This is a genomic window from Croceibacterium selenioxidans, assembly GCF_018599195.1.
GTDB classification, from domain to species: Bacteria; Pseudomonadota; Alphaproteobacteria; order Sphingomonadales; family Sphingomonadaceae; genus Croceibacterium_A; species Croceibacterium_A selenioxidans.
On the sequence record NZ_JAHFVK010000001.1, the window covers coordinates 454,692 to 467,884 of the forward strand.

Annotated in this window: 15 protein-coding genes; 8 read left to right on the forward strand and 7 right to left on the reverse strand. The window is 63.7% G+C overall.

Annotation, left to right across the window (positions count from 1 at the left end):
* The first annotated feature begins 10 nt into the window (after positions 1-10).
* Positions 11-1,267 carry a diaminopimelate decarboxylase gene (lysA, locus tag KK137_RS02185; RefSeq protein WP_214534411.1) on the forward strand — a complete coding sequence of 419 codons (1,257 nt, stop codon included), beginning with the start codon at positions 11-13 and terminating at the stop codon, positions 1,265-1,267.
* Positions 1,267-2,055 (forward strand): precorrin-2 dehydrogenase/sirohydrochlorin ferrochelatase family protein, encoded by a 789-nt coding sequence (locus tag KK137_RS02190; RefSeq protein WP_338027935.1) that lies wholly within the window; start codon positions 1,267-1,269, stop codon positions 2,053-2,055. Before lysA ends, KK137_RS02190 begins: the two co-directional genes overlap by 1 nt.
* Here the strand turns inward: KK137_RS02190 and ruvX are convergent.
* The 7 genes from ruvX to pyrE form a co-directional block, all read right to left on the reverse strand.
* Entirely contained in the window at positions 2,052-2,519 is a 468-nt protein-coding gene (gene ruvX / locus KK137_RS02195; protein WP_214534412.1) for a Holliday junction resolvase RuvX, read from the reverse strand. The two genes, KK137_RS02190 and ruvX, sit on opposite strands and share 4 nt — an antisense overlap.
* Positions 2,516-3,637, reverse strand: coding sequence for a DUF3089 domain-containing protein (locus tag KK137_RS02200; RefSeq protein WP_214534413.1), 1,122 nt, complete (start codon positions 3,635-3,637; stop codon positions 2,516-2,518). The genes ruvX and KK137_RS02200 overlap by 4 nt, the downstream gene beginning before the upstream one ends.
* Complete coding sequence (locus KK137_RS02205; RefSeq protein ID WP_214534414.1) at positions 3,627-4,724, reverse strand: AI-2E family transporter; 1,098 nt, start codon at positions 4,722-4,724, stop codon at positions 3,627-3,629. The genes KK137_RS02200 and KK137_RS02205 overlap by 11 nt, the downstream gene beginning before the upstream one ends.
* Positions 4,711-5,616, reverse strand: a complete 906-nt coding sequence (lepB, locus tag KK137_RS02210; RefSeq protein WP_338027936.1) for a signal peptidase I — start codon at positions 5,614-5,616, stop codon at positions 4,711-4,713. The genes KK137_RS02205 and lepB overlap by 14 nt, the downstream gene beginning before the upstream one ends.
* A complete protein-coding gene (gene acpS / locus KK137_RS02215; protein ID WP_214534415.1) occupies positions 5,613-6,017 on the reverse strand; it encodes a holo-ACP synthase in 405 nt (134 codons plus the stop codon). Before acpS ends, lepB begins: the two co-directional genes overlap by 4 nt.
* A 133-nt stretch (positions 6,018-6,150) precedes the next feature.
* Positions 6,151-6,909, reverse strand: coding sequence for a pyridoxine 5'-phosphate synthase (locus KK137_RS02220; protein WP_338027937.1), 759 nt, complete (start codon positions 6,907-6,909; stop codon positions 6,151-6,153).
* Positions 6,909-7,487: an orotate phosphoribosyltransferase gene (gene pyrE, locus KK137_RS02225; protein WP_214534416.1), complete on the reverse strand. Its 579-nt coding sequence runs from the start codon at positions 7,485-7,487 to the stop codon at positions 6,909-6,911. The genes KK137_RS02220 and pyrE overlap by 1 nt, the downstream gene beginning before the upstream one ends.
* Before the next feature lie 198 nt (positions 7,488-7,685).
* On the opposite strand from pyrE, the gene coxB reads away from it, so the two are divergent.
* The 6 genes from coxB to KK137_RS02250 all read left to right on the forward strand — a co-directional run bounded on the left by coxB (position 7,686) and on the right by KK137_RS02250 (position 13,126).
* Positions 7,686-8,789, forward strand: coding sequence for a cytochrome c oxidase subunit II (gene coxB / locus KK137_RS02230; protein WP_214534417.1), 1,104 nt, complete (start codon positions 7,686-7,688; stop codon positions 8,787-8,789).
* Positions 8,790-8,826: 37 nt separating this feature from the next.
* Positions 8,827-10,551 carry a cytochrome c oxidase subunit I gene (ctaD, locus tag KK137_RS02235; RefSeq protein WP_214534418.1) on the forward strand — a complete coding sequence of 575 codons (1,725 nt, stop codon included), beginning with the start codon at positions 8,827-8,829 and terminating at the stop codon, positions 10,549-10,551.
* A gap of 77 nt (positions 10,552-10,628) precedes the next feature.
* A complete protein-coding gene (locus KK137_RS02240) occupies positions 10,629-11,549 on the forward strand; it encodes a heme o synthase (RefSeq protein ID WP_214534419.1) in 921 nt (306 codons plus the stop codon).
* A complete protein-coding gene (locus KK137_RS16725; RefSeq protein WP_275950673.1) occupies positions 11,546-11,677 on the forward strand; it encodes a hypothetical protein in 132 nt (43 codons plus the stop codon). The genes KK137_RS02240 and KK137_RS16725 overlap by 4 nt, the downstream gene beginning before the upstream one ends.
* Entirely contained in the window at positions 11,674-12,234 is a 561-nt protein-coding gene (locus tag KK137_RS02245) for a cytochrome c oxidase assembly protein (RefSeq protein WP_214534420.1), read from the forward strand. Before KK137_RS16725 ends, KK137_RS02245 begins: the two co-directional genes overlap by 4 nt.
* Before the next feature lie 70 nt (positions 12,235-12,304).
* Positions 12,305-13,126 carry a cytochrome c oxidase subunit 3 gene (locus KK137_RS02250; RefSeq protein ID WP_214534421.1) on the forward strand — a complete coding sequence of 274 codons (822 nt, stop codon included), beginning with the start codon at positions 12,305-12,307 and terminating at the stop codon, positions 13,124-13,126.
* Positions 13,127-13,193: the final 67 nt, after the last annotated feature.

Sequence of the window (13,193 nt, forward strand, 5' to 3'; positions counted from 1 at the left end):
CAGTCTAATCATGGATCATTTTCACTTACGCGACGGCGAGCTTTACGCCGAGGACGTTCCGCTGGCCCGCATCGCCGCGGAAGTCGGCACCCCCGTCTACGTTTACTCGCGCGCGACGCTCGAACGCCATGCGCGCGTGTTCAAGGAGGCGCTGGCTCCGCTCGGAGACCCCCACCTGGCATTCGCCGTGAAAGCCAACCCCAACCTCGCGGTGCTGCGAGTGATGCAGCGAGAAGGGTTTGGGGCCGACGTCGTCTCGGGCGGCGAACTGGCACGCGCTCTGGCTGCGGGCATGCCTGCAAGCGAAGTCGTGTTCTCCGGCGTCGGCAAGCAAGAGTACGAACTGATCCGCGGGCTCGATGCCGGACTTGGCCAGTTCAACCTCGAATCGGAAGAAGAGGGCACCGAACTTTCAGTGCTCGCCGCTGCACGCGGTGTTCGCGCGCCCTGTGCGCTGCGCGTCAATCCGGACGTCGATGCCGGTACGCATGACAAGATCTCGACCGGCAAGGCCGACAACAAGTTCGGCGTTCCGATCGGAGAGGCCCCGGCGATCTACGCGCGCCTTGCCGCCTTGCCGGGCCTGGATATGCGCGGTGTCGCTGTACATATCGGCAGCCAGCTGTCCGATCTCTCGCCGCTTGAGCGGGCGTTCGAGAAGCTCGGCACGTTGATCGCCACGTTGCGCGCGGTGGGCCTCAAGGTGACCCATGCCGATCTCGGCGGCGGCTTGGGCGTCCCGTACAAGGCCGGTGACGTCATGCCGAGCCCGGCCGAATATGGCGCGATGGTCGCACGGGTGACCGCGGGCTGGGACGTTCGTCTGATGTTCGAGCCGGGCCGCGTCATCGCGGGCAACGCCGGGGTTCTGCTCACCAAGGTCGTGCGCGTAAAGCGCGGAATTCGCGATCCGTTCGTGATCGTCGACGCCGCCATGAACGACCTGGCGCGTCCTGCGCTCTATGGTTCATGGCATGATTTCGAGGCGGTCCGCCCTTCGAACAAGCGGATGACCGCCAACATTGTCGGGCCGATCTGCGAGACCGGCGACACATTTGCCATGGGTCGTAACATCGAGGGCGTCGAAGCCGGTGACCTGGCGGTTTTCCGCACGGCCGGGGCTTACGGTGCGACGATGGCCTCGAGCTACAACAGCCGGGGCTTCGTGGCCGAGGTTATGGTTGATGGCGACAAGTACGCCATCGTCGCCGACCGCATCCTCCCGGAAGAAATAACCGCTGCCGAGCGGGTGCCGGACTGGCTCTGATGCGGTCGCTCCCACTCTTCCATCGCGTCGCCGGACAATCGGTCATCGTGCTGGGGGAGGGAGCCGCCGCCGAGGCGAAAAGGCGCCTCGTCGAAAGGGCTGGAGCTTATACCTCAAGCGAACTTGAGGATGGGCTTTTACGCGGGGCTCGACTGGCTTTTGTCGCCCATGAAGATGCTGCCGCCTGTGAGGCCGACGCCGCGCGGCTTCGAGCTGCCGGTGTGCTCGTAAACACGGTTGATCGGCCGGATTTGTGTGACTTCACCGTGCCGAGTTTGCTCGACCGCGACCCGGTGTTGATTGCAGTCGGCACTTCCGGAGCATCGGCTGGCCTGGCCAAGCAGCTGCGGTTGCGGCTTGAGGCTTTGCTTCCCGCAGATCTTGGCCGACTGGCCGAGACGTTAAACAGTGCGCGGGCGAAACTGCGCGCCCGCTGGCCGATCGCGGCGGACCGTCGCATGGCACTCGACGCAGCGTTGGCCGAGGGCGGCGCGCTCGACCCGTTGAAGGATGGCGCGGCTGTCAGCGTTGACGAGTGGTTGGCCGAGGCACCGGCACCCGTGACGGTCGAGGCTATCGAACTCACGATCAGCAGCGACGATCCGGATGAGCTGACTCTGAGGCAGGCCCGGTTGCTAGGCAGTGCGGACGCCATTCTGTTTGAGCCGGAGATTGGCTCCGCGGTACTCGACCGCGCTCGAGCCGACGCGGTGCGGCGGACCTTACCGCATGACGGATCTCTGCCGCGCGGCTTGGTCTTGGTGCTTCGGCGGGCGCCGAACGCCTAGAGAATCCCCCCGGCCAGGCGGTCGATCGCCGCTTGCAGGATGACCGCGGCGGCGTGACTGTCGATACGTTCGGCCCGCTTGGCGCGGCTAAAGTCCTGCGAGATCATGTCCCGCTCTGCGCTCGCGGTCGACCAGCGTTCGTCCCACAGCAGCACCGGCAAGCCCAAGGGTGCGAGGTTGCGCGCGAAGGCACGGCTAGCCTGGGCGCGGGGGCCGCCCGTGCCGTCCATGTTGAGGGGCAGCCCTATCACCACGCCTTTGACTCGCCGCTCCGTCACGAGGGCTTGTAGCGCTGCCAGGTCGCGCGTGAACTTCCCGCGCGGCAGCGTCTTCCCCGCCGTTGCGAAGCTCCACCCGGCGTCGCACAGCGCCGTACCGATGGTCTTTGTACCAAGATCAAGCCCGAGCAAGACCCCGCCATCGGGCAGGGCGGAACGGAACTCGCCTGCCTGCTCGGTAATCATCGCGGGGCCGACCAGGCACCGATCCGGCGGGTCACGTCTTCCTGCAGGTTCCGCCAGAACAGAGGGATGTCGTAGACGTGATAGTTGTTCCCCGGCAGCACGTACATGCCGAGCTCAGGCGGATCACCTACCAGCAGAATTCCCCGTGGGTCGCAGCGCGCCGGTACCGCGCCGGGGACCAGTTCGCCGCTCGTCATGTCCTGGTTCGGGACCAGCGTGCCGAGGTTTGCGGAAGCAGGGGCGGTGCCGTTCAACGTTCCGTTGAGTGGATTGACGCAAAGGATCGGACCTTCGCCCCGCGGCTGCCCGTCAAAGCCCTTCGAAGCCCGGAAGATCTCGAACCAGGCGTCTGGCTCGGCCGGTTCGGCGAAGCTCGACCAGGTCACGATGCAGCCGGCCTGATCTGGCGTGGCGCAAGCGGGAAGCCCGAGCGCGGGGAGGTCATGCGCAACAGAGATCGGCCAGCCCACGGGATAGACCATCGCAATACGCTGCTGCAGCGGAGTGCCGGCGATCTTCTCTCGCAACAGCCTCAAGATGTGATGGGAGCCCTGGCTGTGCCCCGCAAGCACGATCGGCGTGTCGGGGCCGACACTGTCGACGAAGTAGTCGAAAGCCTGCGCAACGTCCTGATAAGCAGCGTCGATCGCTTCGTCAGCGCCTGCGGCATCGGTGAGGAACGCGCCGAACGTCGCCTGGCGATAACGCGGCGCCCAGATCTCGCTCGCCCGGTTGAAGGGGCTCGCCATGCCACGGAGATATAGCTTGGCGCGCATCTCCGACTGAGGGTCGTCGAGCGGCGCGTTCCAGTGGACGCTCTCAAGATAGCTGGTCGGATGGACAAAAAAGACCGCGAAGTTAACCGGCGGCTTGGTCGCAGCGGGTACCCCGGCGGGCTGCCAACGCGACGGATCTGTCGGCGCTCCAATGCCGGGCCGCGAGAACCACATTGCCGGGTCCTGATATGCATTGCTAGCGAGCGGGTCCTGGACGACGAACTCCGTCGAGGGCACGAAGGCGATTTCCGCCAGCTTGCTCGACCATAAGCGCAAAGCGAAGGCACCGGCGATCAGGATGACCAGGAAAAAGGCGACAATGTAGAGAAACTTACGGGCCATCGGCCTCCACCTTGAGTTGCGACCCGCCTTGTTCGTTCTGCTCCGCCCGGCGCTCTAGCGCGACCTTGATCATCGCCAGCAGGGGATCGGCCAGGAACAGGCCAAGCACTCCGAACAACACCCCCATAATGAGCTGGGCGGCAAGTACCAGCGCCGGGGCAAGATCGACGGTCTTCCTCGCGATGAGCGGCACCACGATGTAGCCGTCGATGTTCTGGACCAGGAAGTAGACGAAGATCGTGTAGAGCCCCATCTCGAGACCGCCGGAGAACCCGACGAGGATCATCAAGATCCCGGATACGATCGCGCCGACGTTCGGAATGAAGGCGAGCATGCCGGTCAGGATGGCGAGCAGCGCCGCCATCGGCACGCCATAGACCGCCAGCATGATCCAGGTGAACACGCCCTCGAAAACCATGCCGAGCAGGCGTCCGCCCATCAGTCGGCGCATGGTGAAAGCCATGCGGTTCACCGTGATGTAGAAATTCCCGCGCCGCTCGGGCGGGAGCATCCAGGCGATGCCCCGTTCGTATAACCGCGGCTCGAGCGCGACGTAGAGGCCGATGATCGCCACCAGAAATAAGGTGGTCAGACCGCCCAGAAGACCACCGATCGCCTTGGTCAGCGTTCCGACGCCGCTCATCAGTTGGCCGGCCACGCCCTGAACGTCCTTAAGCTCGATATCGAAACCCTTCTGGTCGAGCCACACTAAGAATCGATTGGCTTGTTGGGAGACGATCTGCGGAAGTTCGGCCGCCTCGTAAGCGATCTGGTTGCCCGCGAACTGGACCAGCCAGACGATGAAGCCAGTCGCAAGGAGCAGCACGATCGCCAGCCGCCAACCGCGCCCGATAGGAAGGACCCGCCCGAGCAGGCGGGCTCCGCCGTCGAGCATCGAGGCGAAGACCATGGCGCCGAAGATCACCAGCAAGGCTTGTGAGATGTAGATCGCCAGGATGGCGAGGCCGACTATGGTGACCCAAAGCAGCGCTCGCTTGGCCTCGTAGCGCAGGGCCGGGCTCGTGATGTGGGTCGGGCTCGCCCGGTTGTCGCCCGCAGGACCTTCGCTGGCGTCAGCCTCTGCCATCATCCTCTCCCGCCTTGCGCAGTTCAGGGCGAAGAGTGGTCCAAGCGCGGTCCGGGCGCAATGCCCTGAACCAGCTCAGGGGATTCCAGCCGGCGCTGCCGTCGAGAGAGAAGGTGATGATTTCGGCACGACCGCCGACGCTCGATATGGGCACCGGGCCTCCGAGGCCATTGCCGAACGGCGCGGCCGGTGCCCGGCTATCCGCCGAGTGATCGCGGTTGTCACCCATCAGGAAAACGTAGCCTTCGGGCACTTCGATCTCGTCGAAATTGTCGAGTTGCTGGTCGAAGTGGTCGATGATCAGGTAGCTCGCGCCATTGGGAAGTGTTTCCCGATAGGTGGGCGGCTCGTAGAACTCACGCCCATCCGGATCGCGCACGCGGAACTGATCGAAATCGGCGAGGCAAGGGTGTCCGTCGCAGAACTGCTGGTCGGCCACGGGAATTCGCACCGGAGGTTCGACGTCCTGCGGAACTTCCTTGCCGTTGAGAATGATCTGTCCATTGACCATGGCGATGCGATCGCCGGGAAGGGCGACTACGCGCTTGATATAATCTTCTGCCCTGTCCGGCGGGACGGCGATGACGATGTCGCCATATTCGGGTGTTGCCGGGGCAATGCGCCAGTCACTCCTCGGGAGCAGGTGGAATGAGGCAGAGACCCAACTCCAGCCAAACGGATACTTGCTGACAATCAGCCTGTCGCCGACGAGAAGGTTGGGGACCATCGAGGCGCTGGGAATGTAGAACGGCTTGGCGACGAAGGTGTGAAACGCCAGTACTCCCAGCAGCATCAGCAGCAGGCCGCGGACCTCCGCCAGCCAGTTGACCTTTTTCTTCGGCTTGGCCGGTGATTCCTCGGTACCAATCGGTTCGGAAGGCTGATCGTTCACGGTAGCGGGCGTGCCTCGATTACGACGAAAGCCTGGGCCCAGGGATGGTCGTCGGTAAGGGTAAGATGGATGTGCGCCTCATGGCCATCCGGTGTCAGTTCCGCAAGCCGCTTCGCCGCGCCATTTTCAAGGTGCAAGGTCGGGGCGCCGGAGGGTAGGTTCACTACTCCGATATCCTTCATGTAGACGCCCTGGAAGAACCCGGTGCCGACGGCCTTGGAAAAGGCTTCCTTGGCGGCGAAGCGCTTGGCGTACGTTCCAGCCCGAGTGAAGGGTCGCTTGGCCGCCTTCGCCCGCTCGATCACGGTAAAGCAGCGCAACTCGAATCGATCGCCATGGCGGTCGAGTGCGGCCTGAATGCGCTCGATATTGCACAAGTCTGACCCCATGCCGATTATCATGATGCCCTCTCCGCGCCGAAGAGAGACAGAGTGGCGGAGCCACGGAAGGGTGAGGGCGATTGGGCCCCGTGACCCTCACCCGTCCCGCGCATGCGGCACGGGCCTCTTATCTCTCCTAAGGGGAGAGGGAGCATCACCGCGCCGCGTCCATCATTTCGCGCATCCGCCGCACCGCATTCTCCAGGCCGACGAAAACGGCCTCACCGATAAGATAGTGGCCGATGTTGAGTTCGGCGAGTTGCGGGATCGCCGCGATCGGTTGCACGTTCTCGTATGTCAGGCCGTGGCCGGCGTGGGGTTCAATGCCGTTCTTCGCCGCTAGCGCAGCCATGTCGGCGATCTTCTTGAGCTCGATGGCCACCTGATCGCCTGTGGCGTGCGCGTATTCGCCGGTATGGAACTCGACGACGGGGGCGCCGAGCCGCAAGGCGGCTTCGAGTTGGCGCTCGTCGGGAGCGATGAAAAGGCTTACCCTGATGCCCGCGTCGACCAGGCGTGATACGACCGGCTGCAGATGATTGTGCTGACCGGCTGCGTCGAGCCCCCCTTCCGTGGTGCGTTCCTCGCGCTTCTCGGGAACGATGCAGGCTGCGTGCGGCATGTGGCGCAGCGCGATCTCCACCATTTCGTCGGTGGCGGCCATCTCCAGGTTGAGCGGCAGATCCGTAGCGGCCTGGATTCGGCGGAGGTCCTCGTCGCGGATGTGGCGCCGGTCTTCGCGAAGGTGCGCGGTGATCCCGTCGCCGCCAACTGTCGCGACGATCTCCGCCGCGCGAACCGGGTCGGGATGCTCGCCTCCGCGCGCGTTGCGGATCGTGGCGACGTGATCGATGTTGACGCCGAGACGTAAGCGACCCGCGGACCGCCCGCCCCGAGCCTGCTGCAACGCCACTATTTGCGGCTCCCCGGCTTCATCGCCGGAATGGCGGCCAGCTCGGGCGGAACTTCGCTTTCCTCGTAGGTCGGGAAATTGATTGTCACGAGAGCATGAAACGGCACGCCGAGGTCGACTTCGCCTCCGGTCCGGTCGACCAGAGCCGCCGCTGCGATGACGTCTCCTCCCAGGGCCACAATCTCCTTCATCGCCTCGCGGCTGGAGAGCCCGGTGGTGATGACGTCTTCCACCAGAAGGATCTTCTCGCCTTCCGCGATATCGAACCCGCGGCGCAGCTCGAACACGCCGGTTGGGCGCTCTAGAAAGATCGCATCAACATCGAGCGCTCGACCGACTTCGTGCCCGATAATGACCCCTCCCATCGCCGGGGATACTACCTTGCGAATTTGGCTGCGCAGTTCGCGCGGGAGCTTTTGCACGAGCGCGCGGGCGAGTTTGCCGCCGCGTTCGGGATTCATCAGCACGCGGGCGCATTGCAGATAATAACCGCTGTGCCGGCCGGAGGAGAGCAGGAAGTGACCCTCCAGCAGGGCGTGGCTGGCCCGGAACTCTGCAAGTACCTCGTCTTCTGTCATGAGGGGAGCGGCCTTTCGGTGTACCAGTTCCAGTTGCCGAGGGCGGCGTTCATACCCCCCTGACGATCCATGCGAAAAATCTCCCTAGAAGCGCTTGAGGCATGGGGCAAGCGGGCGTATAGGCCCGCCAAAACCGGCCCTGCCCGGGGTCGGGCGAGCCTTAGCGCGCGTCAATCGAGAACGGAAAGCGTCAGTAAAATGAACTTCGGCGATATCGCCCGCAAGCGGTTGCACACCCTCATCCTGGCCTCACTCTTCGCCGTCGCCGCGACGCCGCAGGTGAGCCTCGCACAGGAGGCTGCGGTTGCCACGCCGCCCGCCGAATCGACTGTCGCGGCTCCTGCTGCTGCCGTTGCTGCCCCCGTCGCGGCCGAAGCCCCTGCGGCCACGCCGGCCGAGGCTACCGCGATCGGCGAGGTCGTTTTGGATAACACCTACAAGCCGCTCGGTCCGGAATGGATCAAGGGCGCCCCGACGCCCGGCGCGATCAACTTCCAGACCCAGCACACCGACGATGGCCGTTTCGCTTATGGCATGCACACCTTCGTGCTGCTGCCGATCATCACTGCCATCAGCCTGTTTGTCCTGGCGCTGCTGCTGTGGGTGGTGGTGCGCTACAATCGCAAGCGCAACGAAGTGCCGTCGAAGACCAGCCACAACACCCTGATCGAAGTGATCTGGACTGTGGTGCCGGTGCTGATCCTGGTTGTGATCGCCGTTCCCTCGATCACCCTGTTGGCCCGCCAATACGAAAGCGCGCCGAAGGACGCCCTGACGATCAAGGCGACGGGCTACCAGTGGTATTGGGGCTACACCTATCCCGACAACGGCGGGTTCGAAGTCATCTCGAACATGCTGAGCGAGGAAGAGGCCGACAAGCGTGGCGAGCCGCGCCACCTAGCCGCCGACAACCGCATGGTCGTGCCGGTCGGTGAAACGATTCGCATCCAGGTCGTCGGTGCCGATGTGATCCACTCGTTCGGCGTGCCGTCGCTGTGGTTCAAGATCGACGCTGTCCCCGGCCGAATCAACGAGCGCACGCTCAAGATCAACGAGCCGGGCATCTATTACGGGCAGTGCATGGAACTGTGTGGTGCTCGCCACGGCTACATGCCGATCGCGATCGAGGCTCTGCCGCGGCCGCAGTTCGAAGCCTGGGTTCGCTCGCAGGGTGGCACGGTTCCCGGTGACGCGCCTGCCGCGGCACCTGCGGCTGCTCCGGCTGCCGCTCCGGCAGCCACGCCCGCGGCCGCGGTTCCCGCCGCTGACGCTTCGCCCGCCGCGACGGCTCCCGCCGCCTGAATTTCGCTGAACGATAGATTTTAAGGTAACGCTGACGATGGCTACCACCGCCGACCATTTCCAGGCCCATGCGGACGAGCATCACCATGATGCCGATCACAAGCCCGGCTTCTTCGCCCGCTGGTTCATGTCCACCAACCACAAGGACATCGGCACGCTCTACCTGATCTTCGCAATCTTCGCGGGGATCATTGGTGGTGCTGTGTCGGGCCTGATGCGCTGGGAGCTCGCCGAGCCGGGCGTGCAGATCATGGGTCACATCGTGGAGTTCCTGAACGGTACGCCTTCGGACATCAATCATGACGGCCACATGTGGAACGTCCTGATCACCGCTCACGGCCTGATCATGGTGTTCTTCATGGTCATGCCGGCGATGATCGGCGGCTTCGGCAACTGGTTCGTGCCCCTGATGATCGGTGCGCCGGACATGGCGTTCCCGCGCATGAACAACATCTCGTTCTGGCTGACCGTTGCGGGCTTCATCTCGCTGATGCTTTCGGCGTTCTTCCCCGGCGGTACTGGCAATGGCGCCGGTACAGGCTGGACGGTCTATGCACCGCTCTCGACGTCCGGATCGGTCGGACCCGCGGTCGACTTCGGTATCTTCTCGCTGCACTTGGCGGGCGCTGCCTCCATCATGGGCGCGATCAACTTCATCACCACGATCTTCAACATGCGCGCGCCGGGGATGACCCTGCACAAGATGCCGCTGTTCGCCTGGTCGGTTCTGGTGACCGCGTTCCTGCTGCTGCTGGCACTGCCGGTGCTCGCCGCGGCGATCACCATGCTGATCACCGACCGTAACTTCGGCACGACGTTCTTCGATCCGGCGGGCGGTGGCGACCCGATCCTTTACCAGCACCTGTTCTGGTTCTTCGGTCACCCGGAAGTCTACATCATGATCCTGCCGGGCTTCGGCATGATCAGCCAGATCGTGGCGACCTTCAGCCGCAAGCCGGTGTTCGGCTACCTTGGCATGGCCTATGCGATGGTTGCGATCGGGGTCGTCGGCTTCGTCGTGTGGGCCCACCACATGTTCACCGTCGGCATGGACGTGAACACCAAGATGTACTTCACTGCCGCAACCATGGTGATCGCGGTGCCGACCGGCATCAAGATCTTCAGCTGGGTCGCGACGATGTGGGGCGGCAGCCTGGAGTTCAAGAGCCCGATGGTCTGGGCGATGGGCTTCATCTTCCTGTTCACCGTCGGCGGCGTGACCGGCGTCGTGCTGGCCAACGGCGGTCTCGACGACAACCTGCACGACACCTACTACGTGGTGGCGCACTTCCACTACGTGCTGTCGATGGGTGCGGTATTCTCGCTCTTCGCCGGGTTCTACTACTGGTTCCCGAAGATGAGCGGCAAGATGCACAGCGAGTTCCTCGCCCACCTGCACTTCTGGATCTTCTTCATCGGCGTGAACATCATCTTCTTCCCGCAGCACTTCCTGGGTCTGCAGGGGATGGCTCGCCGCTATCCGGACTACACCCCGGCCTATGAGTACTGGAACCACATCTCCTCGATCGGTTACGTGATCATGGCCGGCTCGATGCTGATCTTCTTCGCGAACCTGATTTACGCGTTCGTCGCAGGCAAGAAGGCGCCGGCGAACTACTGGGGCGAAGGTGCGACCACGCTCGAATGGTCGCTGTCCAGCCCGCCGCCGTACCACCAGTTCGAAACGCTGCCGGTGATCGAGGACCACCACTCGCATCACGACGCGATCGGCGCCAAGCCGGACACGGCGACGGCTCACTGACGCGGTGGCCCAAACGGGCCGCAGGGAATAAGGAGGGGGCGTGCCGGTAACGGTGCGCCCCCTTTTCAGGTAAGACCATGACAGCAACTGCCCAGACCCAGACGCTCCCGGCCGAATGGCGCGACTTCTTCGCGCTGACCAAGCCGCGCGTGATGAGCCTGGTGGTATTCACCGGGCTCTGCGGGTTGCTTGCCGCGCCTGGCCACATCCACCCCGTGATCGCCTTCACCGCGGTGCTGTGCATTGCGGTCGGCGCCGGGGGCGCGGCCGCGCTCAACATGTGGTGGGAAGCGGACATCGACGCCAAGATGAAGCGCACCGCCCAGCGGCCGCTTCCACAAGGCCGCATGAGGCCCAATGACGCCCGCGACTTCGGCGTGGCGATCTCGGTTGCTTCTGTCCTGGTGATGGGGCTGGTGGTGAACTGGCTGGCAGGGCTGATCCTGGCCGCCTCGATCCTCTATTACGCGGTGATCTACACCATATGGCTCAAGCCGCGCACGCCGCAGAACATCGTCATCGGCGGTGGGGCGGGGGCTTTCCCGCCGCTGATCGGATGGGTCGCGGTGACGGGCCACATCACGTTGATGCCGGTGCTGCTGTTCGTGATCATCTTCATGTGGACCCCGCCGCACTTCTGGGCCCTCGCGCTGTTCGTGAAGTCGGACTACGCCAAGGCCGGTATTCCGATGCTGCCGGTAGTGGCCGGTGAGGGCGCGACACGGCGGCAGATACTGATCTATTCGGTCATCCTCTTTGCCGTGAGCCTGGCGCCCTGGTGGATTGGCGGCACTGGCGCGATCTACGGAATGGCCGCGCTGGTTCTGTCCGGCCTGTTCGTGATCCTCGCGCTCCCGGTCGCGTTCCGAAGCCGTCAGGAGGAGGACAAAATGAAGCCGGAAAAGCGCCTGTTCGGCTTTTCGGTTCTATATCTTTTCGCCCTGTTCGCCGCGCTGGTTGCGGACCGGCTGATACTGGGGCAGGGGATTGCGTCATGACTCCGGAAGAAGAAGCGCAGTTCAAGAAGGCCCGCCGTGGGCGCAACATCGCCCTGGCGCTGGTCCTCGCGGCCTTTGTGGCCTTGTTCTATGCGATCACTATCGTGAAGGTAGGAAGCGGCGGATGAGTACGGCCTCGATCGAACGGAAGAATCGCCGCGTCGGTCTTATCGCCCTGATCGTGGCGTTAGCCATGCTCGGACTGGGTTATGCCGCGGTACCGCTCTACGACCTGTTTTGCCGCGTGACCGGCTTCGGCGGCACCACTCAGCGCGCGACGATGGCGGAGGCTGTCGAGGCGCAGAAGCAGGCCCAGAACGCCGGGGTGCGGACGATCTCCATCCGCTTCGACGCCAACACGGCTGCGGACATGCCCTGGACCTTCCGTCCGCGCCACGTAACCGACACGGTGCAGTTCGGCGAACGCGACATGGCGATCTTCGAGGCGAAGAATCTCAGCGCGGTTCCGATTACGGGCACGGCCAGCTTCAACGTCGAGCCCGAGCAGGCGGGCAAGTACTTCAACAAGATCCAGTGCTTCTGCTTCACAGAGCAGACGCTCAAGCCGGGCGAGGAAGTCGCGATGCCGGTGCTGTTCTACGTCGATCCCAAGGCGCTCGACGATCCCAACATGAAGCATGTTGAGCAGATTACCCTCAGCTACACGTTCCATCGCACAAGGTAGCTAGCAAACCTCTAGACCGGCCCGCGCCACCGCATTAAGGGCCACCGCATCAAGGATCAGGAAAGTTCACATGGCCGGCGCCAAGAACCACGATTATCACATTCTGCCACCCGACATCTGGCCGATTGCCGGTGCCGCTTCGGCAGTGACGTTTACCACGGGCATGGTGCTGTTCATGCACGACCTGCCCGGCCATTGGCTGGTCCTGGGTCTCGGCATCGCCGGCCTGATCGCCACTTTCTTCAGCTGGTTTTCGAACATCGTGAAGGAAGCCCAGGCGGGCGACCACACACCGGTCGTGCAGCTGCACCTGCGCTATGGCATGATCCTGTTCATCGCTTCGGAAGTGATGTTCTTCGTCGGCTGGTTCTGGGCCTGGTTCAACTTCGCCCTTTTCCCGAGCGAGATCGCCGAGGTAATCGGCGGACAGTTCCCGCCCAAGGCGATCGAAGCGGTCATGGACCCCTTCGCCCTTCCGCTGCTCAACACGCTGATCCTGCTGTGCTCCGGCACCACCGTCACCTGGGCACACCACTGCCTTATTCACGGTGATCGTGACGGCCTCAAGAAGGGCCTGTGGCTGACGATCCTGCTGGGCCTCCTGTTCACCAGCATCCAGGCCTACGAGTACATCCACGCGCCGTTCCCGTTCGGCGAGAACACCTATGGTTCGGCGTTCTACATGGCGACCGGGTTCCACGGCTTCCACGTGATCGTCGGCACGATCTTCCTGATCGTCTGCCTGCGTCGCGCCTACCTGGGTCACTTCACCCCGAAGCAGCACTTCGGCTTCGAAGCAGCTGCCTGGTACTGGCACTTCGTCGACGTGGTGTGGCTGTTCCTGTTCGTCGTCGTCTACGTCTGGGGTGGCTGGGGTGCGGCTTACCACTGAGGTTGAGTGACCCACGTATTTGAAACGACAAAGGGGCAGCCCGGCTTGGCCGTGGCTGCCCTTTTGA

Coding starts and splice junctions, on each gene's coding strand:
- KK137_RS02205 (WP_214534414.1), bottom strand. CDS start 4,724: ATGGCAGAGGCTGACGCCAGCGAAGGTCCTGCGGGCGACAACCGGGCG.
- acpS (WP_214534415.1), bottom strand. CDS start 6,017: ATGATAATCGGCATGGGGTCAGACTTGTGCAATATCGAGCGCATTCAG.
- pyrE (WP_214534416.1), bottom strand. CDS start 7,487: ATGACAGAAGACGAGGTACTTGCAGAGTTCCGGGCCAGCCACGCCCTG.
- ruvX (WP_214534412.1), bottom strand. CDS start 2,519: ATGATTACCGAGCAGGCAGGCGAGTTCCGTTCCGCCCTGCCCGATGGC.
- KK137_RS02190 (WP_338027935.1), top strand. CDS start 1,267: ATGCGGTCGCTCCCACTCTTCCATCGCGTCGCCGGACAATCGGTCATC.
- coxB (WP_214534417.1), top strand. CDS start 7,686: ATGAACTTCGGCGATATCGCCCGCAAGCGGTTGCACACCCTCATCCTG.
- KK137_RS02200 (WP_214534413.1), bottom strand. CDS start 3,637: ATGGCCCGTAAGTTTCTCTACATTGTCGCCTTTTTCCTGGTCATCCTG.
- ctaD (WP_214534418.1), top strand. CDS start 8,827: ATGGCTACCACCGCCGACCATTTCCAGGCCCATGCGGACGAGCATCAC.
- lysA (WP_214534411.1), top strand. CDS start 11: ATGGATCATTTTCACTTACGCGACGGCGAGCTTTACGCCGAGGACGTT.
- KK137_RS16725 (WP_275950673.1), top strand. CDS start 11,546: ATGACTCCGGAAGAAGAAGCGCAGTTCAAGAAGGCCCGCCGTGGGCGC.
- KK137_RS02245 (WP_214534420.1), top strand. CDS start 11,674: ATGAGTACGGCCTCGATCGAACGGAAGAATCGCCGCGTCGGTCTTATC.
- KK137_RS02240 (WP_214534419.1), top strand. CDS start 10,629: ATGACAGCAACTGCCCAGACCCAGACGCTCCCGGCCGAATGGCGCGAC.
- KK137_RS02250 (WP_214534421.1), top strand. CDS start 12,305: ATGGCCGGCGCCAAGAACCACGATTATCACATTCTGCCACCCGACATC.